Annotated in this window: 27 protein-coding genes; 11 read left to right on the plus strand and 16 right to left on the minus strand. The window is 61.1% G+C overall.

Going from position 1 to position 26,969, the window contains the following annotated elements; all coding sequences use genetic code 11:
• Positions 1-3: 3 nt before the first annotated feature.
• The 4 genes from ACGI6K_RS15780 to rpoE are packed head-to-tail and all read right to left on the minus strand — an operon-like array spanning position 4 to position 2,634.
• Positions 4-474, minus strand: a complete 471-nt coding sequence (locus ACGI6K_RS15780) for a SoxR reducing system RseC family protein (protein WP_376948490.1) — start codon at positions 472-474, stop codon at positions 4-6.
• Positions 471-1,424 carry a MucB/RseB C-terminal domain-containing protein gene (locus ACGI6K_RS15785; RefSeq protein WP_376948492.1) on the minus strand — a complete coding sequence of 318 codons (954 nt, stop codon included), beginning with the start codon at positions 1,422-1,424 and terminating at the stop codon, positions 471-473. The genes ACGI6K_RS15780 and ACGI6K_RS15785 overlap by 4 nt, the downstream gene beginning before the upstream one ends.
• Positions 1,425-1,432: 8 nt before the next feature.
• On the minus strand, positions 1,433-2,020 hold the full coding sequence (locus ACGI6K_RS15790; protein ID WP_376948494.1) for a sigma-E factor negative regulatory protein: 588 nt from the start codon (positions 2,018-2,020) through the stop codon (positions 1,433-1,435).
• A gap of 32 nt (positions 2,021-2,052) precedes the next feature.
• On the minus strand, positions 2,053-2,634 hold the full coding sequence (rpoE, locus tag ACGI6K_RS15795; protein ID WP_376948496.1) for an RNA polymerase sigma factor RpoE: 582 nt from the start codon (positions 2,632-2,634) through the stop codon (positions 2,053-2,055).
• A gap of 355 nt (positions 2,635-2,989) precedes the next feature.
• Between rpoE and nadB the strand changes: the two genes are divergently transcribed.
• The gene (nadB, locus tag ACGI6K_RS15800) at positions 2,990-4,606 is read left to right on the plus strand and encodes an L-aspartate oxidase (protein ID WP_376948498.1); all 1,617 of its coding nucleotides are present in this window, start codon (positions 2,990-2,992) and stop codon (positions 4,604-4,606) included.
• On the opposite strand, the gene ACGI6K_RS15805 is transcribed toward nadB, so the two are convergent.
• Together ACGI6K_RS15805 and ACGI6K_RS15810 are read right to left on the minus strand one after the other, a co-directional pair.
• Positions 4,575-5,027 carry a protein YgfX gene (locus ACGI6K_RS15805; RefSeq protein ID WP_376948500.1) on the minus strand — a complete coding sequence of 151 codons (453 nt, stop codon included), beginning with the start codon at positions 5,025-5,027 and terminating at the stop codon, positions 4,575-4,577. The two genes, nadB and ACGI6K_RS15805, sit on opposite strands and share 32 nt — an antisense overlap.
• On the minus strand, positions 5,011-5,265 hold the full coding sequence (locus ACGI6K_RS15810; RefSeq protein ID WP_376948502.1) for a succinate dehydrogenase assembly factor 2: 255 nt from the start codon (positions 5,263-5,265) through the stop codon (positions 5,011-5,013). The genes ACGI6K_RS15805 and ACGI6K_RS15810 overlap by 17 nt, the downstream gene beginning before the upstream one ends.
• 121 nt (positions 5,266-5,386) lie before the next feature.
• Here ACGI6K_RS15810 and ygfZ point away from each other — a divergent pair, with 121 nt between their 5' ends.
• Positions 5,387-6,328, plus strand: coding sequence for a CAF17-like 4Fe-4S cluster assembly/insertion protein YgfZ (gene ygfZ / locus ACGI6K_RS15815; RefSeq protein WP_376948504.1), 942 nt, complete (start codon positions 5,387-5,389; stop codon positions 6,326-6,328).
• A 9-nt stretch (positions 6,329-6,337) separates the two neighbouring features.
• On the opposite strand, the gene ung is transcribed toward ygfZ, so the two are convergent.
• Positions 6,338-7,036 carry a uracil-DNA glycosylase gene (gene ung, locus ACGI6K_RS15820; RefSeq protein ID WP_376948506.1) on the minus strand — a complete coding sequence of 233 codons (699 nt, stop codon included), beginning with the start codon at positions 7,034-7,036 and terminating at the stop codon, positions 6,338-6,340.
• Between the two features lie 653 nt (positions 7,037-7,689).
• Between ung and ACGI6K_RS15825 the strand changes: the two genes are divergently transcribed.
• From ACGI6K_RS15825 to ACGI6K_RS15835, 3 genes are all read left to right on the plus strand, one after another.
• Entirely contained in the window at positions 7,690-8,508 is an 819-nt protein-coding gene (locus ACGI6K_RS15825) for an enoyl-CoA hydratase (protein ID WP_376948702.1), read from the plus strand.
• 826 nt (positions 8,509-9,334) lie between these two features.
• A complete protein-coding gene (locus ACGI6K_RS15830; protein WP_376948704.1) occupies positions 9,335-9,469 on the plus strand; it encodes a cysteine-rich CWC family protein in 135 nt (44 codons plus the stop codon).
• Positions 9,459-10,151 (plus strand): pseudouridine synthase, encoded by a 693-nt coding sequence (locus tag ACGI6K_RS15835; RefSeq protein WP_376948508.1) that lies wholly within the window; start codon positions 9,459-9,461, stop codon positions 10,149-10,151. Before ACGI6K_RS15830 ends, ACGI6K_RS15835 begins: the two co-directional genes overlap by 11 nt.
• Before the next feature lie 149 nt (positions 10,152-10,300).
• On the opposite strand, the gene groL is transcribed toward ACGI6K_RS15835, so the two are convergent.
• The 4 genes from groL to ACGI6K_RS15855 all read right to left on the minus strand — a co-directional run bounded on the left by groL (position 10,301) and on the right by ACGI6K_RS15855 (position 13,990).
• Positions 10,301-11,941: a chaperonin GroEL gene (groL, locus tag ACGI6K_RS15840; RefSeq protein WP_376948510.1), complete on the minus strand. Its 1,641-nt coding sequence runs from the start codon at positions 11,939-11,941 to the stop codon at positions 10,301-10,303.
• Between the two features lie 44 nt (positions 11,942-11,985).
• Entirely contained in the window at positions 11,986-12,279 is a 294-nt protein-coding gene (locus ACGI6K_RS15845) for a co-chaperone GroES (RefSeq protein WP_376948512.1), read from the minus strand.
• A gap of 431 nt (positions 12,280-12,710) precedes the next feature.
• Positions 12,711-13,193 (minus strand): FxsA family protein, encoded by a 483-nt coding sequence (locus tag ACGI6K_RS15850; RefSeq protein WP_376948514.1) that lies wholly within the window; start codon positions 13,191-13,193, stop codon positions 12,711-12,713.
• A gap of 65 nt (positions 13,194-13,258) precedes the next feature.
• Positions 13,259-13,990, minus strand: coding sequence for a HugZ family protein (locus ACGI6K_RS15855; RefSeq protein WP_376948706.1), 732 nt, complete (start codon positions 13,988-13,990; stop codon positions 13,259-13,261).
• Positions 13,991-14,101: 111 nt separating this feature from the next.
• Between ACGI6K_RS15855 and ACGI6K_RS15860 the strand changes: the two genes are divergently transcribed.
• From ACGI6K_RS15860 to ACGI6K_RS15870, 3 genes are read left to right on the plus strand one after another with little or no spacing between them, the layout of a single operon-like run.
• Positions 14,102-14,863: an SDR family oxidoreductase gene (locus tag ACGI6K_RS15860; RefSeq protein ID WP_376948516.1), complete on the plus strand. Its 762-nt coding sequence runs from the start codon at positions 14,102-14,104 to the stop codon at positions 14,861-14,863.
• 44 nt (positions 14,864-14,907) lie between these two features.
• Complete coding sequence (locus tag ACGI6K_RS15865) at positions 14,908-15,321, plus strand: MGMT family protein (protein ID WP_376948518.1); 414 nt, start codon at positions 14,908-14,910, stop codon at positions 15,319-15,321.
• Positions 15,311-16,858 carry an AmpG family muropeptide MFS transporter gene (locus ACGI6K_RS15870; RefSeq protein ID WP_376948520.1) on the plus strand — a complete coding sequence of 516 codons (1,548 nt, stop codon included), beginning with the start codon at positions 15,311-15,313 and terminating at the stop codon, positions 16,856-16,858. Before ACGI6K_RS15865 ends, ACGI6K_RS15870 begins: the two co-directional genes overlap by 11 nt.
• Positions 16,859-16,923: 65 nt before the next feature.
• Here the strand turns inward: ACGI6K_RS15870 and ACGI6K_RS15875 are convergent, their stop codons facing one another.
• Positions 16,924-17,403, minus strand: coding sequence for a YajQ family cyclic di-GMP-binding protein (locus ACGI6K_RS15875; protein ID WP_012699987.1), 480 nt, complete (start codon positions 17,401-17,403; stop codon positions 16,924-16,926).
• A 147-nt stretch (positions 17,404-17,550) separates the two neighbouring features.
• Between ACGI6K_RS15875 and ACGI6K_RS15880 the strand changes: the two genes are divergently transcribed.
• From ACGI6K_RS15880 to ACGI6K_RS15890, 3 genes are read left to right on the plus strand one after another with little or no spacing between them, the layout of a single operon-like run.
• On the plus strand, positions 17,551-18,501 hold the full coding sequence (locus ACGI6K_RS15880; protein ID WP_376948523.1) for a putative 2-dehydropantoate 2-reductase: 951 nt from the start codon (positions 17,551-17,553) through the stop codon (positions 18,499-18,501).
• Positions 18,502-18,546: 45 nt separating this feature from the next.
• Positions 18,547-20,562, plus strand: coding sequence for a sensor histidine kinase (locus ACGI6K_RS15885; protein ID WP_376948525.1), 2,016 nt, complete (start codon positions 18,547-18,549; stop codon positions 20,560-20,562).
• Positions 20,563-20,581: 19 nt separating this feature from the next.
• Positions 20,582-21,160, plus strand: coding sequence for a cob(I)yrinic acid a,c-diamide adenosyltransferase (locus ACGI6K_RS15890; protein ID WP_376948527.1), 579 nt, complete (start codon positions 20,582-20,584; stop codon positions 21,158-21,160).
• A 1-nt stretch (position 21,161) separates the two neighbouring features.
• Here the strand turns inward: ACGI6K_RS15890 and ACGI6K_RS15895 are convergent, their stop codons facing one another.
• The 4 genes from ACGI6K_RS15895 to secA form a co-directional block, all read right to left on the minus strand.
• Positions 21,162-22,103 carry a Nudix family hydrolase gene (locus ACGI6K_RS15895; protein WP_376948529.1) on the minus strand — a complete coding sequence of 314 codons (942 nt, stop codon included), beginning with the start codon at positions 22,101-22,103 and terminating at the stop codon, positions 21,162-21,164.
• Positions 22,100-22,744, minus strand: a complete 645-nt coding sequence (locus ACGI6K_RS15900; protein ID WP_376948531.1) for a glutathione S-transferase family protein — start codon at positions 22,742-22,744, stop codon at positions 22,100-22,102. The genes ACGI6K_RS15895 and ACGI6K_RS15900 overlap by 4 nt, the downstream gene beginning before the upstream one ends.
• 78 nt (positions 22,745-22,822) lie before the next feature.
• Positions 22,823-24,040, minus strand: a complete 1,218-nt coding sequence (gene argJ, locus ACGI6K_RS15905) for a bifunctional glutamate N-acetyltransferase/amino-acid acetyltransferase ArgJ (protein WP_376948533.1) — start codon at positions 24,038-24,040, stop codon at positions 22,823-22,825.
• A gap of 150 nt (positions 24,041-24,190) precedes the next feature.
• Positions 24,191-26,938 (minus strand): preprotein translocase subunit SecA, encoded by a 2,748-nt coding sequence (secA, locus tag ACGI6K_RS15910; protein ID WP_376948535.1) that lies wholly within the window; start codon positions 26,936-26,938, stop codon positions 24,191-24,193.
• Between the last annotated feature and the right edge of the window lie 31 nt (positions 26,939-26,969).

Consider the following 26,969-nt stretch of genomic DNA (forward strand, 5'->3'; position numbering starts at 1 on the left):
CACTCAAAAAGCCGCTTGCCTGACTTGTCCTTCGGAAGCACCAAGCAAGGCACGCAGCACTACGGGCTGCAATGTCGGATCATTCATTTGGCGTCGGCTTATTCTGCGCACCATGGCCCAAACAAAGACAAACCCCAGAAAACCGGCCGGGACCATCAACGACTCCCTGAAACCGAGTTGCTGAATCGCAATAGTGCAGACAAACAGCCCCAGCAAAGGTAACAGGTAGATCGCAAGAGAGCTGCGTAACAGGAAGTCCTCCCGAATACCGACCACCACGGCGTCACCGACTCGAAGCGGCATGACCGACAAGGCACGGATACACCTGCGCCGCCTCGGTGTCTCCAGCCAGTCGAACGACCAGCGACCGCAACCGACGCTTGCAGTACAGCCAGGACAGGCGGCTTCATCCAAGGCTTCGATCCATACAGCCTCAGGCTCGATTGCTACCACCCGGCCCAGCTCCTCGATCATCGATCAGCCTGTTCCTCACTTGCACGAATTGACAGGACTATACGCTCTGCCGTACCCAAAGGAACTTCGCCGATGACGGTAACCATCATATCGCCATCTGCGGTCGATATACGCTTGGATACAACGACAGTCGGCCCCAACTGGCTGCGGGCATCCTCGACAAGAGCGCTATGCAAGGGCTCGATGAATACCGAAAAACGCGCCAAGCCATCACCGTACATCAAGTAGGTGATGTTTTCACCCGAGACGGGACTGGGCTGGGTATGCATGCTACGCAGGGTAAAACCTGGCGGCAGCCATTCGGAACGCCAAGCTCCCTGCTTGGGAGTCGAAGTCTGAAGGACTGCGACAGGTTGGCAGGCAGGACCAGGCTCCAGTTTATCCTTAGTCAAGGGGGTGGATGTATCCAACTGAGTGAATTGGAGCCGCTCGAGCAGTTGGCCTTTCTCGTTCAGGAGGAGGGACTTGAGAGGGAGGGAGGTTTCTTGATCGAGATGCAGCTCGAAACCATAACGGTATTGATCACGCGGCAATATGGTCAGTACCACGGCAGAGCGGCCGGCGACCCGGGACTCGCCAACCATCCGAATCTCATACCACTCGGCGAGCTTCTGCGGATCCAAAGGACGGGGCGGCCATGGTCCCTCGCCCTCTATCAACTGATCTGCCACGGCGCTGCTGCCGCACTTGAGTCGCCCATTGACTCGCATAACCTCCACGGGAGCACCATCCAATCTCAAAAGACGCTCTCTCGACTCCCCATCATTCTGGCCAGCCTGGTGCCAAATGGCATGCGTGGAAAAACTGCCGTTACGCTCGTAGACAAAAACACCTTGAAAGCTTTGCCGCTGCTCCGCCTTCAGCAGGCGGCTCAACCAATTCTGCGCATCGGCAGCCTGCACGGACATCGCCATGCTGCCTACGAGCAAAAGCAGAGAAAAAAAACGCATGCTCCTCCTCAGCGGTTTTCCAAGCTGGCCGCACGGGCATAAGGTAAAGCACTCTCGGCCCCATTCACAGACGACTGCTGCACATGTTGACGAAGATAGGTGGGAAGCCTTTTTTCATGCCATTCCGAATCCTTCCCCATGTCCTTGGAAGAAGGCCCCTGGGATTGCTCGACGCCCTCGGTGTAACCCGCCAGAATCGGGGTACCTTGCACCTGCGGTGCCGACAGGGAAGGCTGCGGTGCACGCTGAGCCAATTCGGCATCGCCCATCTCGCTCTGGTTATACAGACGAACGCCCGCCAAGACCGCGACAGTCACCGAAGCCGCTACCGCGATGCGGCCGACGAACCCCCACGAGAAGATTCGGGCCTTAGGCATCGCCTCCGCAGCCAGGGCGGCCGAAACACCGGCAGCGATGTCCAGGCGCGGCTCGAACAGATCCCTGTGCATGACGGCACGCGCCAGCTGATAACGAGACCAAGCGGCCCGCAACTCGGCATCATCCTTAGTGGCAGCGAGCACACGATGCAATTCCATCTCGTCCGCCTCGTCGTCCATCACTGCGGACAGCGATTCATACAGGGCTTCACGACTCATGATGATACCTCTCTCGGCAGACGGCCGCAGTCTTAGGTTTCCTGCAGTAATGGCTGCAGCGCTTTATCTATCGCTTCACGCGCCCGGAAGATGCGTGAACGCACGGTTCCAACCGGACATTGCATGACGCTGGCAATATCTTCGTAACTCAACCCATCGAACTCGCGTAGCGTCAGCGCCGTACGCAAATCCTCCGGCAACTGCTGAATGGTGCGGTGCACAGTGGCCTCGATTTCATCCCTCAGCAAAGAGCGCTCCGGCGATTCGATATCCTTGAGGGCATGATCCCCCTCATAAAACTCGGCATCACCTGCACTCACATCGCTGTCTGGAGGACGTCGTCCACGGGCCACCAGATGATTTTTCGCAGTATTGATGGCAATGCGATACAGCCATGTATAGAAAGCGCTGTCACCGCGAAAATTGCCAAGTGCACGATAGGCTTTAATGAAAGCCTCTTGAGCAACATCCTGAGCCTCATGAGTATCATGCACAAAACGCACGATCAAACCGAGAATCTTGTGCTGGTATTTCATCACCAGCAAATCGAAGGCTCGCCTGTCACCACGCTGCACTCGCTCGACCAATTGCTGATCTTGCTCCTGGTTTAACATGAATACTCCTCGTTAAACCCCAGGGGGCACAGCATCAGACACCAGATCACTCTGTTTTCATTGACATGGGTATTAAGCAAAAATTCCCCCTCAAAGCGAGGCTTCCCGTAGAAAGCGAACAACTCCGATGGATCAAGCAACCTGAACTACCCACAATGGAAATAGTCACTCGGTGAGCTAGACCTGCTCCTCTCCGAGCTTTCACTGTCGCCAACCGGTATGCCATCCTGTTGCAGCCGGTTATTGACTCCTGAGGGAGCTGCAGAGTTCCCCTCGCAGCCCTGCGGCCAAGTCGGCAATTGTGCCAAGCCCGACTGTTCCCTACCAGCTTTTTTGTTTTCCCGGATTTTTCGATATGAGCCAACATTTTCAGCATGATGTCCTGATCATTGGCAGCGGTGCGGCCGGCCTGACTCTGGCACTCAACCTACCGCCTCAGTTGCATATCGCGATCTTGAGCAAGGGAGAGCTCTCCAACGGCTCTACCTTCTGGGCTCAAGGCGGCGTCGCCGCTGTGCTGGACGATACCGACACGATCGAGTCCCATGTCGAGGACACATTGATCGCCGGTGCCGGCCTCTGCCGAGAAGAGGCAGTGCGTTTTACGGTGGAGCATAGCCGGGAAGCCATCCAGTGGCTGATCGAACAAGGTGTTCCTTTCACCCGCGAAGACCCTACGGCACGAGACGATGGCGGTTTTGCATTTCATCTGACCCGCGAAGGCGGCCACAGCCATCGGCGCATCATCCACGCCGCGGATGCCACCGGAGCCGCCATCTTCAAGACGCTACTGGCCAAAGTGCAGGCACGACCGAACATCGAACTGCTCGAACAGCACGTCGCTATCGACCTGATCACTGAAAGCAAGCTCGGCCTGCCAGGCAGGCGTTGCCTGGGCGCCTACGTCCTCGATCGTCAGAGCGGCGAAGTCGAGACACACAGTACACGCTTCACCGCGCTGGCTTGCGGCGGCGCAGCCAAAGTCTACCTCTACACCAGCAATCCCGACAGCGCCTGCGGCGACGGTATCGCCATGGCCTGGCGTGCCGGCTGCCGGGTGGGCAACCTGGAGTTCAACCAGTTCCACCCAACCTGTCTTTATCATCCGCAGGCCAAGAACTTCCTGATCACCGAAGCCCTGCGCGGCGAGGGCGGGCTGCTCAAGCTACCCAACGGCGAACGCTTCATGCCCCGCTTCGATCCACGCGCAGAGTTGGCACCCCGGGATGTCGTCGCCCGCGCCATCGACCATGAAATGAAGCGTCTCGGAATCGACTGCGTGTATCTGGATATCAGCCACAAACCGGCGGACTTCATCCAATCGCATTTTCCGACCGTCCATGAGCGCTGCCTAGACTTCGGCATCGACATCACGCGCGCGCCCATCCCTGTGGTCCCTGCCGCCCACTATACCTGTGGCGGTGTCGTCGTCGACAACCATGGACGGACCGACATTCCCGGACTCTATGCCATCGGTGAAACCAGCTTCACCGGCCTGCATGGCGCCAACCGCATGGCCAGCAACTCTCTACTCGAGTGCTTCGTCTATGCGCGCTCCACCGCCTTCGACATGCTCGAGCAAATGGCGGACATCGAATTACCGAGCAATCTGCCAAGCTGGGATGCCAGCCAGGTCACCGACTCCGATGAAGATGTGATCATCGCGCACAACTGGGACGAACTACGGCGATTCATGTGGGACTACGTCGGTATCGTACGCACCAGCAAGCGCCTGCAGAGAGCCCAGCACCGGGTCAAGCTGCTACTCGACGAAATCAACGAGTTCTATAGCAACTACAAAGTTAGCCGCGACCTGATCGAGCTGCGCAATCTGGCCCTCGTCGCTGACCTAATGATTCGCTCGGCCATGCAACGCCACGAAAGCCGTGGCCTGCACTACACCCTCGACTATCCAGACATGCTGCCCGAGGCCCGCGACACTATTCTGGTGCCACCCACCTACGCCGGCTGAATTTCAGCCGCACCCTCAAGCGACGATGAACATCCCGCGCCAGCGCATCGCGCGGGATGCATATGCCCCTCACCCACCGCTCCTCCGGCAGACGAAAGCGCAGAATGATCGCTAGCGGGAGGGCCAGGCTGTCCGGCCGCAACTGCACGGATTGCCAACCTCCGCGCGCACTCCACAACTGCCAGCCTTTTGCTGTATGACGCACACCACGGAAAGCCACGGAATGGGATAGCAGGACATGTCTTGGCAGACACCAGACCGCATGCGCCAGACACAACGAAACACCGAGCAACTGCCCCCAGGAAGAAATATCGGCCAGCGCAAGGGAGACCAGGGCGAGCGCCTGGACGATCAGGTAGGCCGCCAACAACTGCCGCGAGGGCTGCCAGCGGCACTCGAAGACATCACTTAGGTTGGACACGATCCAGAATAATGGTCACCATGCGACGCAAATCGGGATCGGCCGGCTCTTCCCGACGCATGAACCAGCCAAACATATCCTGATCCTCGCACGCCAGCAGCTTGCGAAAACGCGCCTGGTCCTCTGCATCCAGATTGGGATAAGCCTCTTTCACGAAAGGGACCAGCAGCACGTCCAGTTCCAGCATGCCACGCCGGCTATGCCAAGAAAGACGATTGAGTTCGATATCGTCGGCCATAAAATGGGTTCCTTGAAAGAAGGGTCGCATTATAGCTACGTTGCAAGGCAACGACACCGCTGACAAGGCATGGACCGGTCTCTATGATGAGTGCCATTCCCTATCAACTGCAGTGATGATCATGGCTGACTCCGCTTTCTTTTGCCCGCTGCGCCACGAGGGTGTACTTGCCGTTCGTGGGCCGGATGCCGATAAATTCCTTCAGGGGCAGGTGACCTGCAACCTCGATTATTTGAAGGATGGTAGCTCCAGCCTCGGTGCCCGCTGCACACCGAAGGGGCGCATGGTGTCGAGCTTTCGCCTCCTTCCCGACCGGGATGGCTTTCTCTTGGCCATGGCCAGCGAGCTAATCGAGCCCCAGCAGACCGAGTTGAAAAAGTTCGCAGCCTTCTCCAAGTCCCAGTTGATTGACGAAAGCGGCGCCTGGTGCCGCTTCGGCCTTCTGGGCGGTGACGCTGCCCTGGCTGCCCTGGGCTTGGTTCTCCCCCGAGAGGCTGGCCGGGTCGTCCGCAACGGCGAACTCGCCACCATCCGCTTGGAAAGTGGACGCGCCGAACTCTGGGCACCAGCCGAACAGGCTGAAACATTGCATGCCCGTCTGGCCAACCATTTGCCCGAAGCCCCGCTGGAGTCCTGGCTGCTAGCGCAGATCCGTGCCGGGGTCGGCCAGGTCTATGGTGCGACCCGCGAACTGTTCATTCCGCAGATGATCAACTTGCAGGCGGTCGGCGGAGTGAGCTTCAAGAAGGGCTGCTACAGTGGCCAGGAAATCGTCGCGCGCATGCAGTACCTGGGCAAGCTCAAGCGGCGCCTCTATCGTCTGGCGCTGACTGGCGCCGAAGCACCGGCTCCCGGTACCGAGCTGTTCTCCCCCGTACACCGCACCAGTGTCGGCGAAGTAGTCCTGGCCGCCCCCGCTGAAAACGGCGTCGAACTGCTCGCTGTGCTGCAGGAAGATGCCGTCGAGGACGGCCGCATTGCGCTAGATACGCCCGACGGGGTGGCCCTGCACCTGCTCGACCTTCCCTATGAGTTGAGTCAAGAATCGGAAACCCAGCGTTAGGGCCAGCGTTCAGGGCTCTTCTGGCAGATGCCAATCGATCGGCGTCAAGCCATGCTGTTCAAGAAACTGATTGGCTCGGCTGAAATGGCCGTTGCCGATAAAGCCCCGGTGAGCCGACAGCGGCGAAGGATGCGCCGAGCAGAGAACTAGGTGCTTGCTCGAATCGATCAAGCGCCGCTTGCTCTGCGCATGGGAACCCCAGAGCATGAACACCACATGCTCCCGCCGCTGACTGACCACTTCGATCACCCGATCGGTGAATCGCTGCCAGCCCATACCGGCATGGGAGCCGGCATTGCCCCGCTCTACCGTCAGTGAGGTGTTGAGCAACAGCACCCCTTGCTCAGCCCAGCGTTGCAAATGGCCATGCTTCGGTATGTCAATGTTCAGATCGCGCTTGAGCTCCTTGAAGATGTTTTGTAACGAGGGTGGCACCGGCACGCCAGGCTGCACCGAGAAGCACAGACCATGGGCCTGGCCTGGCCCATGGTAGGGGTCCTGGCCGATGATCACCACCTTGACCTGGTCCAGCGGCGTCGAATCGAGCGCATTGAAAATCAGCGATCCTGGTGGATAGATCTCCTTGCCGGCAGCCTTCTCCCGCCGCAGAAAATCGCTCAGCTCCTGCATGTAAGGCTTTTCGAACTCGTCGTGGAGTGCCTCCTTCCAAGATGCCTCCAGCTTGACACGATCCTCGACGCGGCCCATATCTTGCCCTCTTGCAAATAACTGCCGCACGCTAGTGAAGCCCCGCCACCAAGTCAAGGCTGGACCCACAAGTGCGGCTATAAAGAGGCCCGCCCACGCAAACCTCTAGCCATCCCCACGATGCATGACGTTGAGGACGGGGGTAAGGCACCGATATATCGATCATCCTGCCCCAGGAAGGGGACCAACACGGGCAAGCGCACCAATCCACCGACCTCACTAGAAAGAACGCACTTGAAAAGGCAACTGCCTCGTCCATATTCGCCCAGACGACATGATCTAGACTTGAGCACACCGCCAGTTGCCTCTCCATCGATGCGACATAGGCAATTCTGGATCAATCTTTAGCTGCAACTGGCCGCTGACCGGCTGGACCATAGCTATACGCGGGCTAGCCTTATTGCGTGATCGCCAAACGTTTTCCGCCACCGATCAGTGCCGGGATCGGGCAAGCAGCCTTTGCACTCTCATGGTGCTCAACGGTTATCCGGCAACCATCTCCTGGAGCGCAGAGCAGCGACTGAACACACCAGGCACGCGAAGGAGGCCCGAAATCATACGCGATCATCATTTGCCATTTGCTGGAGAAGGACGGCACGATGGTGCAGTGGCCAGTCCAGCGCAGCCATCGGCCTGCCCTCAAGGAAAACACCATGAGTCATGCTGTAGAAACCTACCATTCCGGGCTCTTTGACCTGACCCACAAATTGACGGTGGAAAAGCACGGGCATACCGCGCTGATCACCATCAATCATCCACCGGCCAACACATGGGACCGAGATTCGCTTATAGGTCTGCGCCTACTGCTCGAACATCTCAATCGCGACGATGACATCTATGCCTTAGTGGTGACCGGACAGGGAGAAAAATTCTTCAGCGCCGGCGCCGACCTCAAGGTGTTCGCCGATGGCGACAAGGGGCGCGCCCGAGAAATGGCCCGACACTTCGGCGAAGCCTTCGAAGCACTGCGCGATTTCCGCGGCGTCTCGATTGCCGCGATCAATGGCTATGCCATGGGTGGCGGCCTGGAATGCGCGCTGGCTTGTGATATCCGTATTGCCGAGCGACAAGCCCTGCTGGCCCTGCCGGAAGCTGCGGTAGGACTGCTGCCCTGCGCTGGGGGCACCCAGATGCTGCCCTGGCTGGTCGGCGAGGGCTGGGCCAAACGCATGATGCTATGCGGTGAACGAGTGGACGCCGAAACGGCCCTGCGTATCAGACTCGTCGAGGAGGTCGTCGAACCCGGCGAATCCCGCGGCCAGGCTCTGCTGCTGGCAGCTAAGGTGGCCCGGCAGAGTCCAGTCGCGGTTCGTGCTATCAAGCCCCTGATCCAGGGTGCCCGCGAACGTGGCCCGAACGGCTGGCTCGCGGAGGAACGTGAACGTTTCGTCGATCTCTTCGAAGCCGAGGATACTCATGAGGGGGTCAACGCCTTTTTCGAAAAGCGCACGCCGCACTGGCGTAACCGCTAGGGCAGCCCACACTCCGAGCGCCCACCGGGAAGGCGGGCTTCGACCACCCCGCATGATACGGCCATTCCGCTACGCCCAGGCCTCTTGGAGCCTGCCGCACCAACCACGGCCATCATGCCTAGCGCGGGAATGACCACGGCATCCATCCCATCGGACCCTCTGAAGGCAGTCTCCACAGGCTTTCCACCATTTACGGGCAGCTGCGGCCGAGCAAACGCCTCGAGTGCCCGCATGGCGCACGAGCCGGCGCGTCCTGCGCCCACATGGCATCATGGATACATTCCGAATGCGGCAAAAGCCAATATTCACTGGCTTTCGCTTGGTAGCATTCGTTCAGCATCGAAAGAGTGCACTCGCTCAGCAGTTACCCTTCTTGACCTGTCCCGGTGGACAGAAATATCCACTATGCGCTCCGCGACTATCACTCAGGTCAAGATGTACATCATTCTTTCGCTCGGTACGAACACTTGGCGCACTCGTACTGCAACCGCTCAGCAATAAAACTACCCCCAAAAGATACACTGACAAGCCACGCATCGGATACTCCCAAACTCTCTATCAAAGCATAAAAAACCAATAAAAATAACGACCTACCAAAAACATAAAGACATAATCGCAAAATTTATATGGGCATTTTAAGCTTGGGCACTTTCCTTTTGCCATTACCCTTCGGCGGACTTATGCACCGGCTCGGTGAGATACCGAAATTTTGCACAATATCGGTGCACCTCCTGTCATGACCAGAGAGAAAGACCCCCAACATTGCCCTTTGTGCGACAGCCTCAACGCCTGCGCGCAAGCCACTCCAATTCAGGAGTAGACAGCCATCTGCTGGTGCTTTTCCAGAACGATCAATCCCATTGTCCTGCAGGCCGTGCCAGCGGACCTGCGCGGCCGGGCCTGCCTGTGCAGCCGGTGCCTGCTGCGCTTGCAAAAAGAAACCCCTCCCGATGCGCCTTGACCGCTTTCTCGACAACCTGCCCGACTTCAACCGCCGGGACTCACGCCTGCTCCTGGCCAGCGGACGAGTACGGGTCGATGGCCAGGTAGTTCGCGATGGCTGCAGCGAAATTCGCGAGTTCAGCAGGATCGAAGTGGATGGCAGGATCCTGCAGCCCGGTAGAGCGGCGCTTTATTTCATGCTGCACAAACCCGTAGGAGTGGTCAGCGCCACTCGCCATGAACGGCACCGTACCGTGCTCGACCTACTGGACGAGCCGGACAGGCAGGGGCTGCATCTGGCCGGGCGCCTCGACCTCGGAACCACCGGCTTGCTACTGCTCACCAACGACGGGCATTGGTCACGCCGAATCACGCATCCACGATACAAGCTGGCCAAGGTCTATTACGTGGAAACCGCCAAGCCGATCGGTGAGGAATACATCGAAACATTCGCTCGTGGCCTCTATTTTGCCTTCGAGGATCTCTTTACCCAGCCTGCCCATCTGGAACTGCTCGGCAGCCACCGTGCCCGATTGACGCTGTTCGAAGGACGCTACCATCAGGTCAAACGGATGTTCGGATACTTTCGCAACCCAGTGCTGCGCCTGCACCGGGAAAGCATGGGACCGCTACGACTGGAGTCAGAACTGCTCCCCGGTCACTATCGCCCTCTGACAAGCGAGGAAATTCAACTGATTTGAAAGAAAGCCGGAGTGCCGAGAAACATAGGCAAAACCTGCCCGGTACGAAGTACTGGCGGAAAGGCAGACGCCCCGAACGAATCGGGGCGTCTCTGGGCGATCGATCCCTACATTAGGGAGGAAATCGACCGAAAACGGATCGACAGGGCTTACATCATGCCGCCCATGCCACCCATACCGCCCATATCCGGCATGGCCGGAGCTGCCTTGTCTTCGACAATGTCAGCGACCATGGCCTCGGTAGTGATCATCAGTCCACCGATGGAAGAAGCCGCCTGCAGCGCGGAGCGGGTAACCTTGGCCGGATCGAGGATGCCCATCTCGATCATGTCGCCGTATACGCCGCTGGCAGCGTTGAAGCCGAAGTTGCCGGAGCCCTGCTTGACCTTGTCAACCACCACGCTCGGCTCATCACCGGCATTGGCGACGATCTGCCGCAGCGGTGCTTCGACGGCACGACGCAGCAGGGCGATGCCGACGTTCTGGTCTTCATTGTCGCCCTTCAGACCCTCGATGGCCTGCAGGGCGCGTACCAGAGCTACACCACCGCCGGGAACCACGCCTTCCTCCACTGCGGCACGGGTGGCATGCAGGGCATCTTCGACGCGGGCCTTTTTCTCCTTCATCTCAACCTCGGTGGCAGCACCGACCTTGATCACGGCCACACCACCGGCCAGCTTGGCCAGACGCTCCTGCAGCTTCTCGCGGTCGTAATCGGAAGAGGTTTCCTCGATCTGCTTGCGGATCTGCGTCACACGAGCCTCGATGTCGACCTGGGCACCGGCACCGTCGATGATGGTGGTGTTTTCCTTGTTCAGCACGACGCGCTTAGCGTTACCCAGATGCTCCAGGGTGGCGCTTTCCAGGCTCAGGCCGACTTCCTCGGAGATCACGGTGGCGCCGGTCAGGATGGCGATGTCCTGCAGCATGGCTTTGCGACGATCACCGAAGCCCGGAGCCTTCACGGCAGCAACCTTGACGATGCCACGCATGTTGTTGACCACCAGGGTGGCCAGGGCTTCGCCTTCGACGTCTTCGGCGACGATCAGCAGCGGACGGCCGGACTTGGCCACGGCTTCCAGCACCGGCAGCAGCTCGCGGATGTTGGAGATTTTCTTGTCGACCAGCAGCAGCAGCGGGTTGTCCAGTTCGGCAACCATGGTGTCAGGCTTGTTGATGAAGTACGGAGACAGGTAGCCACGATCGAACTGCATGCCCTCAACGACAGACAATTCGTTCTCCAGGCCCGAGCCTTCCTCGACGGTGATCACGCCTTCCTTGCCGACCTTGTTCATGGCCTCGGCGATGATGTTGCCGATGGACTCGTCGGAGTTGGCGGAAATGGTGCCTACCTGGGCGATCGCCTTGGAGTCGGAGCACGGCTTGGCCAGCGACTTCAGCTCTGCGACGATGGCGATAGTGGCCTTGTCGATGCCGCGCTTCAGATCCATCGGGTTCATGCCTGCGGCAACGGCCTTCAGGCCTTCGTTGACGATGGCCTGGGCCAGTACGGTAGCGGTGGTGGTACCGTCACCGGCTTCGTCGTTGGCCTTGGAGGCCACGTCCTTCACCAGTTGGGCGCCCATGTTCTCGAACTTGTCTTTGAGTTCGATTTCCTTGGCCACGGATACGCCATCCTTGGTGATGGTCGGTGCACCGAAGCTCTTGTCCAGAACCACGTTGCGGCCTTTCGGGCCGAGAGTGGCCTTGACGGCATCGGCCAGGACGTTCACGCCTACCAGCATTTTCTTGCGGGCGGAATCACCGAACTTGACTTCTTTTGCAGCCATTTTGATCGTTCCTCAATCTTGGTTTTCTATGGAGACTCGGGGAATCAGGCTTCGACGACGGCGAGAATTTCGTTTTCGCCCATCACCAGCAGGTCTTCGCCATCGACCTTGATGGTATTGCTGCCGGAATAGGGGCCGAACACCACCTTGTCACCGACCTTCACGGCCAGCGGGCGGACTTCGCCGTTGTCCAGCACACGGCCAGTGCCCACAGCGACGACTTCGCCACGGTTCGGCTTTTCCGCAGCGGAGCCCGGCAGCACGATGCCGCCGGCGGTCTTGGTTTCTTCTTCGCTACGACGAATCACGACGCGGTCATGCAGAGGACGAAGCTTCATTGTCGATCTCTCCTAGTTTTCTATCGTTTCAGCAACCGATGCCATCATCGGCCCGTTGGTAAAAGCCGGCATTGCCGGTTGCGGCCCGCAGTACGGGACCGCAGAAGATAGCCTGTCGTCCGACAGGAACCTTGCAGTGACCGCTAGATGTGGGCACCCAAGAGCATTTCAAGAGCGGAATGGAAAAATTTTCCGCCCACCGGTCCGGTTACCGGCCATGACGGTACAAGCCGGAAAAGCCAAGACGCATGGCCCCATGGGGCCGATACCATGGCCAGGGAAACGCGGCTGTCCAGAAGCAGAAAGCGGGGCAGAAAAGAAAAGAGTCACAGGCTCAAGACCGGACGACAGAACCCGATCGCCACCAAGGCAGCAATACTCGAGGCAACGCATACGGTCCTGCAGAGAAGGGATAGGAGACGGACACCGAATCAGTCGTCCCGACGCTCGTACTCGCCCTCGATAACGTTCGGGTGACTAGAGCGGGGAGAGGAGGCCTCTGGACGGGACTGACCGGAGCGGGCGGCCAGATCGTCGAAAAAGGCACGACGACGCAAGGCCTGCTCCTCGGTACGCCGACGCAGCCGGTCCAGCAGGAGATGCCGCGTGAAGGGCAGCAGACAAGGTATGGCCAACAGGTCGCTGACGAAACCGGGCAACAGCAGCAGGCCGCCGCCGATGGCGATCAGTAACCCGTCGAGCATTTCCTGTTCCGGCAACTCCCCACGTGCTAGCCGCTCGCGGGCGCGCCAAGCGGTCGCCACACCGGCGAGGCGCAGAACCAGCCCCCCGACCAGTATGCCGAGGACGATCAGCAGCAAAGTTGGCAAAACGCCGATCGCGGAGCCAACCTTGATCATCACGGCCAGCTCGAGCAAGGGGAACAGCAGAAATAGTAGTAGAAAAGCGCGCATCAATGATTTCCCGAACGGAAGAACGCTTCCAGTTGGTAACTAAATGGGGCTTTTCCATCGCCAATTCAAGCCTGCTCCTGCCCAACGGTCGGCCAGACTTCGGCGTGGGCCAGTTGTACCAAGGCCTGGCGAACCATGGCGGGATTATTACAAGATGTAGAGAAGGCTAGCCAGTACAGTGCCTGACCGATACGCAGATGGAAGCCCTCGCTGTCGATGCCGACCATTTCCGCCGGCTCGTCGGCCGGCAGTCCGGCCAGTGCGACGTAATGGGCGATGGCCACGGCATGGTCGAGGTTCATGTGCTCGATCATATCGACCTCGATCGCTCCGGCGAAGGGGTTGGCCAATTCCACGCCTTCCAGCCAGTGAATGGAACCGAAGCCGCCGATGAAACGCCAGCGCACCGGTTCCAGCACCCAGAAATCGAAGTCGTGGGCGCGATGGTAGTTTCGCGAAGCCGGAAAATAGCGGTAATAGCGTGCAGCGGCCGCCTCGATCTGCGCCTCGTCCTGCAACGGCCGGGCTTCGGCCATGAGCGTCAGGCGCCCGGCGGCCTGCACGTCGAGCGCTCCGCGCTCGCCGACCAGCAGCGAGCACCTGTGGTCGGCCTGCAGGTTGCGGGTGTGCTGGGCGATCCGGCTGATCAGGAGCAGCGGGCGGCCCACCGCATCCAGGCAGTAAGGCACCGCCGATCCGAAAGGGAAACCGGGAAGGCTCTGGGACAAGGTCGCCAGCGCCCCGCGGTACTCTTTGAGTAATAATTGTCGGGCATCCTTTGGACCCTTCACCTTCACGCTCACCTTATGACTCCTCGTCGAAGATCCATCACAGCGGACAAGTGCCCAGCATAGCGAGTAACGGCACCGGCAAGGCAACAGTGAATCCATCCCAGAGAGGGATAGCAGATGCAACTAAACGATAAGGTCATCATCATCACCGGAGGTTGTCAGGGGCTGGGGCGGTCCATGGCCGAATATCTGGCGGCCAGGGGAGCGAGGCTCGCGCTAGTCGATCTCAACGCGGAAAAACTCGACGACACTGTCACGGCCTGCCGGGCAGCTGGCAGTGGCGAGGCGCGTGCCTACCTGTGCAACGTGGCCAAGGAAGAAGAGGTGATACGAATGGTCAGCCAGGTGGCCGGGGACTTCGGCGCGATCAATGGTTTGGTGAACAACGCGGGCATCCTGCGCGACGGTCTCACCGTCAAGCTCAAGGATGGCGAGCTGAGCACCCTAAGCCTGGCCCAATGGCAGGCGGTGATTGACGTCAATTTGACCGGTGTATTCCTCTGCACGCGGGAAGTGGCGGCGAAGATGGTGGAACAGGGCAACCATGGCGTGATCATCAACATTTCCTCCATATCCCGTGCCGGCAACATGGGCCAGGCCAATTATTCGGCGGCCAAGGCCGGAGTGGCAGCCGATACCGTAGTCTGGGCCAAGGAATTGGCGCGTTATGGCATCCGCGTGGCGGCCATCGCCCCGGGATTCATCGAGACGGAAATGACCACCAGCATGCGCCCCGAAGCCCTGGAAAAGATGACTGCCAGCATTCCGCTCAAGCGCATGGGCAAGCCTGTGGAAATCGCCCATGCTGCCACTTTCATCTTCGAAAACGATTATTTCACCGGGCGCGTCATCGATCTGGATGGTGGCCTACGCCTGTAGACGACGGGCTCCAGGCGCAGGTCTGGAGCCGCTTTTCGGATACGATGCATTCCCAAATCCCTTACAGCCCCCTCCACGAGCCTGCAGCGGAAGACATTAGCGGGCGCCGGCAGGCCCTGTATCAGACACTGGCCCAGGTGCCACCCGGCCAGGTGGTCAGCTACGGATACCTCGCCGAACTGGCCGGACTCGGCCGGGCGGCCCGCTGGGTTGGTCGTATCCTGGCGCAATTGCCGAAAGATACACGCCTGCCCTGGCACCGCGTAATCGCTGCCGATGGCCGACTCAGTCTCGCCCCGGATACCCCTATAGGCGCAGAACAACGCGCCCGACTGCGCGCGGAAGGGCTGGTCATACGCAATAATCGCGTGGATATTCGCCGGCACGTCTGGCATCCAAATGATGCTGCGGTTAGAGTGCGCCCTTTGCCCGCAACAACGAAGCCCCATGTCCCATAAATCCTGGCGCGACGCCCTCGCTGCTTATGCCAGCCCCGCGACCTTGGCCTTGCTGATGCTCGGCTTTGTTGCCGGCTTGCCTTACATGCTGGTGTTCTCCACCCTATCGGTGTGGCTGCGTGAAGCCGGGATCGCTCGCGAAACCATAGGCTACGCCAGCTTGATCGGCCTAGCTTATGCTTTTAAATGGATCTGGGCCCCCCTGCTCGATCAGTGGCGCCTGCCGCTGCTCGGCCGCCTCGGCCGACGACGCTCCTGGTTGCTGCTGTCGCAGACAGCGGTCGCGCTGGGGCTGGCCGGGATGGCGCTGTGCGACCCACAGCGCGCTCTGCCCTGGCTGATCGCCCTGGCGGTACTAGTCGCCTTCGCCTCGGCTACTCAGGACATCGCGGTGGACGCCTATCGCTTGGAAATTGCCGAGGGCAGCCGCCAGGCCGCCCTGGCTGCCAGCTACATGGCCGGTTACCGGGTATCCGCCCTACTGGCCACCGCCGGCGCCCTGTACTTCGCCGATTGGTTCGGCTCCACCAAAGGGCTCTACAATGCTTCCGCTTGGGGCTCCACCTACTTGGTGTTCTCCCTTCTGATGCTGCCCGGCCTGATCACCACCCTGCTGATGCGCGAACCCACGGTTCCCCTGCAGACCCAGCAGGAGGCGGCGCGCTTCAGCTTCAACCACCAGATGCTGTCGATCCTGGTGCTGATCGTGCTCATGGTCTCGGTGCCGGCGACCTTCACCCAGCTCTACAGCAGCGACATTTTGCTGGTGCTGCAAGGGCGTATGGGCGTGGTCGAGCTGATCGGCGAGGATCGCGCCTTCCTGCGCTTTTTGCTCTATCTCATCCTCTCGACCTTGTGCCTATCGGCCATGGGTCGACGCAGCCTGGCGCCGGTGCTGACCCCGATCAGCGACTTCATCCAGCGTTACCGCTGGCAAGCCTTGCTGCTGCTCGGCCTGATCGCCACCTATCGCCTGTCGGATACGGTGCTCGGCGTGATGGCCAACGTGTTCTATATCGACCAGGGTTTCAGCAAGGAACAGATCGCCGGCGTCAGCAAGCTGTTCGGTCTGATCATGACCCTGCTCGGCGCCGGCTTCGGTGGCCTGCTGATCGTCCGCTTCGGCATTTTGCCGATCCTCTTCATCGGCGGCGCGGCCTCGGCAGCCACCAACCTGCTGTTCCTGATGCTCACCAGTATGGGAGCCAACCTGGAGATGCTGGTACTAACCATCTCCTGCGACAACTTCAGCTCTGGCCTGGCCACCTCGGCTTTCGTCGCCTACCTGTCGAGCCTGACCAGTTTGAAGTTCTCCGCCACCCAATACGCCCTGCTTAGCTCGATCATGCTGCTGCTACCGCGACTGATCGGCGGCTATTCCGGCGTGCTAGTGGAAAAGCACGGCTATGCCCAGTTCTTCCTGTTCACCGCCCTGCTCGGTGTCCCGACCCTCTTGCTGATTCTCTGGCAGTCGCGCCAACAACCCCTCAGCCCCGAACCTACGGAAGATGGCGACACCGTTACCGAACGATCCTGAAGCGCAACATAAGCCCCCCGGTCTAGCCGGGGGCTTATGTTGCCTGCACGGGGTCCGGGACCAGATCAGTCACGGAAGTTGTTGAACTGCAGCGGCATGCCCAACTCCTGGCCACGCAGCAAGGCGATGGCCTCCTGTAGGTCGTCGCGCTTCTTGCCGGTGATACGCACCTGCTCGCCCTGGATCGCCGCCTGCACCTTGAGCTTGGAATCCTTGATCAGCGCGACGATCTTCTTCGCAAGGTCCTTGTCGATGCCCTCGCGCAGAATCACTTCCTGCTTGACGACCTTGCCCGAAGCATAGGAATCCTTGTATTCCAGGCACTGGATGTCGACCTTGCGCTTGATGAGGGCAAGTTTAAGGATCTCGATCATCTGTTCGAGCATGAAATCGGCCTCGGCAGTCAGAGTGAGCGTCTTGTCCTTGAATTCGAAACTACCTTTGCCACGCAGGTCGTAGCGCCGATCCAGCTCTTTGATCGCGTTGTCGACAGCGTTGGTGACTTCGTGCTTGTCCAGTTCGGACACCACGTCGAACGAGGGCATGGAATTCCTCCAGTTGGGGCGCGGCCGGCATCTTGGCAAGCGCCGTGCTTGACGGTTGAAATGACCTCTCATTATAACGGTTCGATCACGGTGCATGCCGGAGCCCAGGGCACCCGGAACGCCCCGAGCCACCTTGCGAGTCCCACCATGTCCCCAACCCCGCTCGACGCCTCCCGGCTCACCTTCGGCGAGCCGACTTGGCACGTGCTCGGCGCCGGCAGCCTCGGCAGCCTCTGGGCTGTACGCCTGGCCCGTGTCGGCCTGCCCGTGCGACTGATCCTGCGCGACCCGCAGCGCTTGTCGGCCTACCGCTGCGCCGGCGGCCTGCGCCTGGTGGAGGATGGCATGGAGCAGTTGTATCCGATTCCGGCCGAAATTCCCGACGCCAATCCCCCCATCCGTCGCCTGCTACTGGCCTGCAAAGCCTATGACGCAGTACCGGCGGTCGAACACCTGGCATCCCGGCTGGCACTAGGTGCCGAACTCGTCCTGCTGCAGAACGGACTCGGCAGCCAGGATGCAGTGGCCGCCCGGTTGCCCGGATGCCGCTGCGTGCTCGCCTCGACTACCGAGGGAGCCTTTCGCGACGGAGACTTCCGGGTAGTGTTCGCCGGCCGGGGGCATACCTGGCTCGGCGATGCGGGACAGCCACCGATCTGGCTAGATGAACTGTCCGCGGCCGGCATTCCCCATGCCTGGAGCGAGATGATCCATGGCCGGCTGTGGCGCAAGCTCGCCCTCAACTGCGCGATCAATCCTCTGACCGTGCTGTACGATTGCCGCAATGGCGGTTTGCAGGCGCACGCCGGAGAAGTCGCCGGACTCTGCACCGAGCTCGCCGAACTGCTGCGCCACTGCGATCAGATGGACGCCGCCGAAGGACTGCAGGAAGAGGTCGAACGGGTGATCCAGGCTACTGCGGCCAATTATTCATCGATGCATCAGGATGTGGCCCGTGGCCGACGCAGCGAGATCGCCTACCTGCTTGGTCATGCCTGCCGCGAAGCCGGACACCGTAAGCTGCATCTGCCCCGTCTGAAGGAGCTGCGGCAACGACTGCAACGGCATCTGGCCGAACGCGGATTGCCGCTCGACTGAAGCTCGCGCTAACCTGCCATATCCTCCTTCAGCCGCGTGATGCCCATGGGTTTGCGTCAGCGTCTCGAAAATCTGCCGGTCGGCCGCAAACTCTTGGCAGCCCTGGTGGTCTTGCTTGCCACGGTGCTGCTGCTGGCCAATCTGGCCTTCATCAGCGCGGCCTACTGGATCTCCCAGCAAAACATGACCCCCCAAGCGCTGAGCGTACTGGGCGACTTGATCGCCAGCCCGTCACTCGCCGGGCAGGTCCTCTCCTCGCCGGAGGCGGCCCACGAGGTGCTGCAGCGTCTGGAGTCCTATGCCCCGCTGCGCTGCGCAGCCCTGTATGGCCGCGACGGTCGCCTGCTCGCCCGGATACAGCGGGGCGAGCCGCTGCGCTTGCCGGAACATGTCGACAAGGTGCCGGCCTGGCAACAACTCGAATTTCGCGTCACCCAGTTGATCGAGCTGCCACAGCCGGAGCAGCCTTCCGGCCATCTGCTGCTGGTCGCCTCCAGCGAATTGCCGGGCGCCTTCTACACGGGCACTCTCACCGCCAGTCTGTTGATCCTGGCTTTCAGTGTCCTGCTATGGATGCTGGTGGCCCGCCAAATCCGACGGCTGATCACCCGGCCGATCCGCAAATTGGAAGAGCTTTCGCGCCGGGTCACCCTTGAGGAGAACTACTCGCTGCGTGCCCTACGCGGCAACAGAGACGAAATCGGCAACCTGGCCGATGCCTTCAACACTATGCTGTCGCGCATCGAGGCCCGCGAGCAACAGCTCAAGCGTGCCCGCGACGAGGCGCAAAACGCCTTTGATCAGGCCCAGAGTCTGACCGAGGAAACCCGCCGCTTCAATCGCAAACTGGAACTGGAAGTCCAAGTGCGCAGCAAGATCGAGAAGAAGCTCACCGGCTTCCAGAACTATCTCAACAGCATCATTGACTCGATGCCCTCGGCCCTGATTGCCCTCGACGAGCAGCTCTACGTCACCCAGTGGAACCAGGAAGCCAGCAGCCTCTCCGGGACACCCCTGCACGAGGCCTTGAACCAGCCGATCTTTCTCGCCTTTCCGCCGTTGCAGCCGTTCCTCGACCAGCTCAGGCATACCGCCGAACTCCACCAAGTGGAGAAGATCGAACGCATCACCTGGCCGCGTAACGACGAACCCCGCCATTACGCACTGACTTTCTATCCGCTGATGGGCGGCAGCGGGCGCGGCGTGGTGATCCGCATCGACGACATCACCCAGCGCCTGTCCATGGAAGAGCTGATGGTACAGTCGGAGAAGATGCTGTCGGTCGGCGGCCTCGCCGCCGGCATGGCTCACGAGATCAATAATCCGTTAGGTGCCATCCTGCACAACGTGCAGAACATCCGTCGGCGCCTGTCGCCGGATCTGCTGAAAAACCTCGAACACGCGGAGGAGTGTGGCATCTCGCTGAGTGCGGTGAACGACTACCTAGATCGGCGCGGAGTGCCGCAACTGCTCGACGGCATCCAGCAGGCTGGGTCCCGCGCGGCAAAAATCGTCAGCCACATGCTCAGCTTCAGCCGGCGCAGCGACCGGCAACTGAGCCCGAGCCTGCTCCCGGCGCTGATCGATCAGGCTTTGGAAATCGCCGGCAACGACTTCGCCCCGGCCGAGAGCTTCGACTTCAAGAACATCCGCATCCTGCGCGATTTCGATCCGAGCCTCGGTCCGGTACTGGTTATCGCCAACGAACTGGAGCAAGTGCTGCTCAACCTGCTGAAGAATGCCGCCCAGTCCATCCACCAGCGCCAGAGCGGACCGCCTGGGCGCATCGTGCTGCGCACCCGCCGTAATCCGCCATGGGCAGAGATCACTGTCGAGGACAACGGTGTCGGCATTTCCGAAAATGTGCGCAAACGCATCTTCGAGCCGTTCTTCACCACCAAGGAGGTCGGCCAGGGCACCGGTCTCGGCCTGTCGGTGTCCTACTTCATCATCACCAACAACCATAAGGGACAGATGGAGGTGCAATCGCGCCCGGGCCAAGGTAGCAGCTTCACCCTCCGCCTGCATCTGGCCGAGCCCCCGGAAGGCGCCGAACTCTGAGCCGTGGAGAGAAACAGCCATGGGCAACCGACTTTCGAAAATCTACACGCGCACTGGCGATACCGGTGAAACCAGCTTGGCCGATGGCCGCCGCGTGGCCAAGGATCACCCGAGGGTGGAAGCCATGGGCGAAGTCGACAGCCTGAACTGCCAGCTCGGCCTGCTGCTCGCCGAGCTGGACGAGCAGCGGACGCGCTGGCCCGGTCTCGGCGAACTGAGCGAAGTCCTGGCGCCCTGCCAGCACCGTCTGTTCGATCTGGGCGGCGAGTTGGCGATGCCGGTCTATCGAGCGCTCGAAGGGCGCGAAATCGAACGCCTGGAAGCGGCCATCGACCGCTGGAACGCCGAACTGGGTCCCTTGCAGGATTTCATCCTGCCCGGAGGATCGCGGCTGATCGCCCAGGCCCATGTCTGCCGCAGCCAAGCCCGCAGCGCCGAACGGCGCTGCCAGCAGTTGAATGCCATCGAGGCGCTGCGCCCGGAACTCCTCGCCTACCTCAACCGACTTTCCGATCTGTTGTTCGTTGCCGCGCGACTGATCGCGCGCCGCCAGGACCGGGCGGAAGTCCTCTGGCAGGCGGCCAGCCCGCCGGCCTGAATCATTCCGACCAGAGCCCGCGGATGGCGGCGATGCCCTGGGCACCGGTCCGCCAGGCACGCGTCAGATCCTGGCTGCCGAGCCCACCGAGTAGAAATGCCGGGCGGTTGAAGCCCCGCAACAGTTCGGCCGCCCGTTCCCAGCCCAGCGGACTGGCCTCGGGATGACTACTGGTGGCCTCGATAGGCGACAAGGTGACGAAGTCCACTCCCATACGGGTGGCCAGGGCCAGCTCCTCGGCATCGTGGCAGGAGGCCGCCAGCCAGCGCTCGGCCGGGAAGGGCCGGCCGTTGGCGGCGTATTCGCGCAATTGCCGGGCCGTCAGATGCCAGCCGGCCGCCGGGAAATCGCCGAGCCACTCCAGCGGCCCCTTGAGCATCAGTTGCGCGCGCCCGGCGCAGAGCCCCTGCACGTCGACCGCCAAATCGCGGTACTGGGGATCGAACATGTTGGGAGCCCGTAGTTGAACCAGGCGGATACCAGTCTCCAAGGCAGTCCTCAGGCCCCGCAACAACTCCTGCGGAGAAAGATCGTCCGGCGTGATCAGATAACGCTCGGGCAGCCGGGCAGCAGCGACGATCGGATGATTGGCGGCCGGAAACCGATAATCCGGCAGTTGCCGCGGAGCGACCCAAGCCAGCGCCTGCCCCTCGGCACCGTGCGGCTCGCCGACGAAGGCAGCGACCTCCCAGACATCCAGCAGCACGTATTGGTCAGAGTAGTCGTGACGTACCTGGATCAGCGGCCTGGCGGCGCTCACGCGAATACCCAGCTCCTCCTCCAGTTCCCGGGCCAAGGCCACCTCGACTGCCTCCCCCGCCTCGACCTTGCCGCCGGGAAACTCCCAGAGCCCTCCTTGATGCTTGTCCTCGGGGCGTCTGGCGATCAGTACTCGGCCATCGGCACCGCGGATCACCGCTGCCGCGACATGTATACGCTTCATTCGATCGTCTCCGTTTCCTGAAGGGCCGCTTGGTACCAGCGTTGGAAGGCTGGCCACCGGTAGATGGTTTCCACGTAGGCGGCCGCCGGCTCCGGCAGGGATACCGCATAGCTGCGCAGGCGCGCCGCCACCGGGGCATAGAAGGCATCGGCGATCCCGGCATAGCCAAACAGGAAGGGACCATCCACGCCGAAACGCTGCCGGCAGTCGGCCCAAAGCGCGCAGATGCGGCCGATATCCTCCTGCACGGTAGCCGGCAACGGCAATGCCAACAGCCTCGGCCGACGCCGGAGATCCATCGGTAGATGGCTGCGTAGCGCAGCGAAGCCACTGTGCATCTCGGCGCACAGCGAACGCGCCACAGCCCGTGCGTACTCGCCGCGCGGCCAGAGATGGCAGTCTCCACAGGTCTCGGCCAAATACTCGACGATCGCCAGGGAGTCCCAGACCGGCCCTTCCTCGGTCAGCAGCACCGGTACCTTGCCGGTAGGCGAGTGACTCAGCAGGCGAGCGCGGCTCGTCTGCTGGTACATGGGAATACGGACTTCCGTATAAGGCTCCTCGGTCAGCTCCAGCACCAGAGCGGCGCGCATCGACCAGGAAGAGTAGTTCTTGTTGCCAATGATCAGGGTCAGGGGCATGGCAGTCTCCTTGGCTGCGGGCAGTTCACGGCGCGCGAGCACCGCTGCGCAGCCAGCGACCTACTGCCCACGCGGCGCTCAGGTCCGGTATTCGGCGTTAATCTTCACGTAGTCGTGAGACAGATCGGTGGTCCAGATGGTTTCGCTGCAATCGCCCCGCCCGAGTTCGATGCGGATACCGATCTCCGACTCGGCCATCACTGCGGCTCCCTGCTCCTCGGTATAGGTCGCGGCCCGGCCACCCTGCCTGGCAATGCAGACATCGCCGAGGAATACATCGATCCGGCTCACGTCGAGCTGCGGTACACCGGCGCGTCCGACGGCAGCGAGAATGCGTCCCCAGTTGGGATCGGAAGCGAACAGCGCAGTCTTGATCAGAGGCGAATGGGCGACGGCGTAGCCGACGTCCAGGCACTCTTGATGGGTGGCACCGCCATTGACCTGCACGGTGACGAACTTGGTCGCGCCTTCGCCATCGCGGACGATGGCCTGGGCCAGTTCCATGCTCACCTCGAACACGGCCTGCTTCAGTTTGGCGAACAGCTCACCCTCGGCCGCGCGAATCTCCGGCAGTGCCGCCCGGCCGGTGGCGACCAGCATGCAGCAGTCATTGGTGGAAGTATCGCCATCGATGGTGATGCGGTTGAACGATTTGTTCGCCGTATCGCGCAGCAGATCCTGCAACACCGGCTGGGCGACCTTGGCATCGGTGGCGATGTAGCCGAGCATGGTCGCCATATTCGGCCGGATCATCCCGGCCCCCTTGGAGATGCCGGTGACGGTGATGGTGACTCCGTCATGCACGAACTGGCAACTGGCCCCCTTGGGCAGGGTGTCTGTGGTCATGATGCCCTCGGCGGCGGCGGCCCAGTTGTCGGGGTCGAGATCGGCCAGGGCGGCCGGCAGCGCGGCCTCGATCTTTTCCACCGGCAGGGGTTCGCCGATCACCCCGGTAGAGAAAGGCAGCACGGCACTTTCATCGACTCCGGCCAGTTCGGCCAAACGGGCGCAGGACCGTCCGGCGGCCAGCAGGCCCGGCTCGCCGGTACCGGCATTGGCGTTGCCGGTGTTGGTCAGCAGGTAGCGCACACTCCCCTGGACACGCTGTTTGGCAAGAACCACCGGCGCCGCGCAGAAAGCATTGAGGGTAAATACCCCGGCGACCGTGGAACCTTCGATACAACGCATCACCACCACATCCTTACGCCCAGGGCGCTTGATGCCGGCGGAAGCGATGCCGAGTTCGAAACCGGGGACCGGGTACAGGGTAGGCAGAGGGCCAAGACCGACAGCCATGAAGGGCTCCTTCGTATGGGTTCTGTTGAATGAACGTACCAGGGTACGGAAAACGGGCGGAAAAACGCCGCGACCGGTCGGGCCGGCCGCGGCGCTGCGGATGCGATCCTACGCACTCCGGATGCTGCGCCGGAACGCAGCCTAGCAACGCTAATTGAGCTGCCCGTGACAGTGCTTGTACTTCTTGCCTGACCCGCAGGGACAGGGCTCGTTGCGCCCGATCTTCGGCTCCGAACGCACCGGCGCAGCCCCCGGCTGAGGCACCTCCTCCACGACTTCGAGGTCGTCCTCCTCCCCCTGAGGAGCCAGGGCCGAGGCGGCCGCATGCTGGAATTGCATGCGCCTGGCCAGGGCTTCTGCCTCACGGCGCAGCCGCTCCTCCTCCTCGGCCGGATCCTCGCGACGGACCTGTACGTGGGAAAGTACGCGGATAGCATCACGCTTGATGGACTCGAGCAGACTCTGGAACAGCTCGAAGGATTCGCGCTTGTATTCCTGCTTGGGATTCTTCTGTGCATAGCCGCGCAGGTGAATGCCGTGGCGCAGATGGTCCATGGTCAACAGATGGTCTTTCCACAAGTCGTCCAGCACGCGCAGCAAGATCTGCTTCTCGAAGGTCCGCAAGGCCTCGGTGCCAGCAATCTCCTCCTTCTCGCGATAGGCAGCCAGCAGCGCCTCGAGGATACGCTCGCGCAATGCCTCCTCGTGCAGCCGATCGTCTTCGTCGAGCCACTGCTGCAGCGGCAATTGCACATCGAAATCGCTTTGCAGCACAGCCTCCAGACCAGCGATGTTCCACTGCTCGGGCAGCGACTGCGGCGGGATATGCTGGTCGATGGCCGCGTCCAGCACCTCCCGACGGAACTCGGCAATGGTCTCACCGATGTCCTCGGACTCCAGCAGGCTGTTACGCATGTGGTAGATCACTTTGCGCTGCTCGTTGGCCACGTCGTCGAATTCGAGCAACTGCTTGCGCATGTCGAAGTTGCGTCCCTCGACCTTGCGTTGGGCCTTCTCGATGGCATTGGTCACCATGCGATGCTCGATGGCCTCGCCAGCCTGCATGCCAAGCGCCTTCATGAAGTTCTTAACCCGGTCGGAGGCGAAGATGCGCATCAAGTTATCCTCCAGGGACAGATAGAAACGGCTGGAGCCCGGATCGCCCTGGCGGCCGGCCCGGCCGCGCAACTGGTTGTCGATACGCCGGGATTCGTGGCGCTCCGAAGCGATCACGTGCAGGCCACCGGCCTCGATCACCTGCTGGTGGCGCTTCTGCCAGTCGGCCTTGATCTGTGCGACCGGCTCATCAGTTGGGTTTTCGAGGGCGGCGACCTCGACCTCCCAGTTGCCGCCGAGCAGGATGTCGGTACCCCGGCCGGCCATGTTGGTGGCGATGGTCACCGCGCCGGGGCGCCCGGCCTGGGCAATGATCTCGGCCTCCTTCTCGTGGTACTTGGCATTGAGCACCTGATGCGCGATGCCTTCCTTCTTCAGCAGTTGGGAAACGTATTCGGAGCTTTCGATGGAGGCGGTTCCCACCAGCACCGGACGTCCCTGGGTCTGGCATTCCTTGATGTCGCCGATGATCGCCGCGTACTTCTCTTCCTGGGTCAGGTAAACCAGATCGTTGAAGTCCTTGCGTGCGATCGGCCGGTGGGTCGGGATCACCACTACGTCGAGGCCGTAGATCTGGCGGAACTCAAAGGCTTCGGTGTCGGCGGTGCCGGTCATGCCGGCCAGCTTGTGATAGAGACGGAAATAGTTCTGGAAGGTGGTCGAGGCCAGGGTCTGGCTCTCCGCCTGGATCGGCAGCCCCTCCTTAGCCTCGATGGCCTGGTGCAGCCCCTCGGAAAGGCGCCGGCCCTGCATGGTCCGCCCGGTGTGCTCGTCGATCAACAGCACCTGGTTGCCCTGCACGATGTATTCGACGTTGCGATGGAACAGCACATGCGCGCGCAACCCGGCATAGACGTGGGTCAGCAGTTGCAGATTGTGGGCGGAATAGAGGTTGTCGCCCTCGGGCAGCAGGCCGGCACTGGCCAGCAGTTCCTCGATGAACTGGTGACCCTGCTCGTTCAGCTCGATCTGCCGGGTCTTTTCGTCGACGACGTAGTGGCCTTCCTGAGTGACCACGCCCTCCTCTTCCTCGATATGACGCTTCAATCGCGGAATCAGGGCATTGATCTGCAGGTACAACTGCGAGCTGTCCTCGGCCTGGCCAGAAATGATCAACGGCGTACGCGCCTCGTCGATCAATATGGAATCGACCTCGTCGATCACCGCATAGTTGAGCTCGCGCTGAAACTTATCCTCCAGACTGAAGGCCATGTTATCGCGCAGGTAGTCGAAGCCGAACTCGTTGTTGGTGCCGTAGGTAATGTCGGCAGCATAGGCGACCCGCTTCTCCTCCGGCGGCTGAAAAGGCATGACCACACCGACGGAAAGCCCCAGGAACTCGTACAACGGACGCATCCAGTTGGCGTCGCGACGGGCCAGGTAGTCGTTCACCGTTACCACGTGCACGCCCTTGCCAGCCAGGGCATTGAGATAGACGGCCAGGGTCGCCACCAGAGTCTTGCCCTCGCCAGTACGCATCTCGGCGATCTTGCCCTCGTGCAGAACCATCCCGCCGATCAATTGCACATCGAAGTGGCGCATGCCCATTACCCGTTTGCCTGCCTCCCGGGCAACGGCAAAGGCTTCGGGCAGCAGTTGGTCAAGGGTTTCGCCCTTGCCGAGACGGCCTCTGAATTCCTCGGTCTTGGCGCGCAACTGTTCGTCCGTCAGCGCCACCATCTGCTCTTCGAGGGTATTGATCGCCCGCACGGCTCGACGCATGCGCTTGACTTCACGATCGTTCTTGCTCCCAAAGAGCACTCTCAACAAAGGCGCAAACATATCGACAGGTTCTTCCTCACATATGAATGGA

The sequence above is a fragment of the Azorhizophilus paspali genome (assembly GCF_043587585.2).
Lineage (GTDB): Bacteria > Pseudomonadota > Gammaproteobacteria > Pseudomonadales > Pseudomonadaceae > Azotobacter > Azotobacter paspali.

Excerpts from the sequence above, each read along its gene's own strand:
- ACGI6K_RS15780 (WP_376948490.1), bottom strand. The coding sequence starts at position 474 with ATGATCGAGGAGCTGGGCCGGGTGGTAGCAATCGAGCCTGAGGCTGTA.
- ACGI6K_RS15785 (WP_376948492.1), bottom strand. The coding sequence starts at position 1,424 with ATGCGTTTTTTTTCTCTGCTTTTGCTCGTAGGCAGCATGGCGATGTCC.
- ACGI6K_RS15790 (WP_376948494.1), bottom strand. The coding sequence starts at position 2,020 with ATGAGTCGTGAAGCCCTGTATGAATCGCTGTCCGCAGTGATGGACGAC.
- rpoE (WP_376948496.1), bottom strand. The coding sequence starts at position 2,634 with ATGTTAAACCAGGAGCAAGATCAGCAATTGGTCGAGCGAGTGCAGCGT.
- nadB (WP_376948498.1), top strand. The coding sequence starts at position 2,990 with ATGAGCCAACATTTTCAGCATGATGTCCTGATCATTGGCAGCGGTGCG.
- ACGI6K_RS15810 (WP_376948502.1), bottom strand. The coding sequence starts at position 5,265 with ATGGCCGACGATATCGAACTCAATCGTCTTTCTTGGCATAGCCGGCGT.
- ygfZ (WP_376948504.1), top strand. The coding sequence starts at position 5,387 with ATGGCTGACTCCGCTTTCTTTTGCCCGCTGCGCCACGAGGGTGTACTT.
- ung (WP_376948506.1), bottom strand. The coding sequence starts at position 7,036 with ATGGGCCGCGTCGAGGATCGTGTCAAGCTGGAGGCATCTTGGAAGGAG.
- ACGI6K_RS15825 (WP_376948702.1), top strand. The coding sequence starts at position 7,690 with ATGAGTCATGCTGTAGAAACCTACCATTCCGGGCTCTTTGACCTGACC.
- ACGI6K_RS15835 (WP_376948508.1), top strand. The coding sequence starts at position 9,459 with ATGCGCCTTGACCGCTTTCTCGACAACCTGCCCGACTTCAACCGCCGG.
- groL (WP_376948510.1), bottom strand. The coding sequence starts at position 11,941 with ATGGCTGCAAAAGAAGTCAAGTTCGGTGATTCCGCCCGCAAGAAAATG.
- ACGI6K_RS15845 (WP_376948512.1), bottom strand. The coding sequence starts at position 12,279 with ATGAAGCTTCGTCCTCTGCATGACCGCGTCGTGATTCGTCGTAGCGAA.
- ACGI6K_RS15850 (WP_376948514.1), bottom strand. The coding sequence starts at position 13,193 with ATGCGCGCTTTTCTACTACTATTTCTGCTGTTCCCCTTGCTCGAGCTG.
- ACGI6K_RS15860 (WP_376948516.1), top strand. The coding sequence starts at position 14,102 with ATGCAACTAAACGATAAGGTCATCATCATCACCGGAGGTTGTCAGGGG.
- ACGI6K_RS15865 (WP_376948518.1), top strand. The coding sequence starts at position 14,908 with ATGCATTCCCAAATCCCTTACAGCCCCCTCCACGAGCCTGCAGCGGAA.
- ACGI6K_RS15870 (WP_376948520.1), top strand. The coding sequence starts at position 15,311 with ATGTCCCATAAATCCTGGCGCGACGCCCTCGCTGCTTATGCCAGCCCC.
- ACGI6K_RS15875 (WP_012699987.1), bottom strand. The coding sequence starts at position 17,403 with ATGCCCTCGTTCGACGTGGTGTCCGAACTGGACAAGCACGAAGTCACC.
- ACGI6K_RS15880 (WP_376948523.1), top strand. The coding sequence starts at position 17,551 with ATGTCCCCAACCCCGCTCGACGCCTCCCGGCTCACCTTCGGCGAGCCG.
- ACGI6K_RS15885 (WP_376948525.1), top strand. The coding sequence starts at position 18,547 with ATGGGTTTGCGTCAGCGTCTCGAAAATCTGCCGGTCGGCCGCAAACTC.
- ACGI6K_RS15890 (WP_376948527.1), top strand. The coding sequence starts at position 20,582 with ATGGGCAACCGACTTTCGAAAATCTACACGCGCACTGGCGATACCGGT.
- ACGI6K_RS15895 (WP_376948529.1), bottom strand. The coding sequence starts at position 22,103 with ATGAAGCGTATACATGTCGCGGCAGCGGTGATCCGCGGTGCCGATGGC.
- ACGI6K_RS15900 (WP_376948531.1), bottom strand. The coding sequence starts at position 22,744 with ATGCCCCTGACCCTGATCATTGGCAACAAGAACTACTCTTCCTGGTCG.
- argJ (WP_376948533.1), bottom strand. The coding sequence starts at position 24,040 with ATGGCTGTCGGTCTTGGCCCTCTGCCTACCCTGTACCCGGTCCCCGGT.
- secA (WP_376948535.1), bottom strand. The coding sequence starts at position 26,938 with ATGTTTGCGCCTTTGTTGAGAGTGCTCTTTGGGAGCAAGAACGATCGT.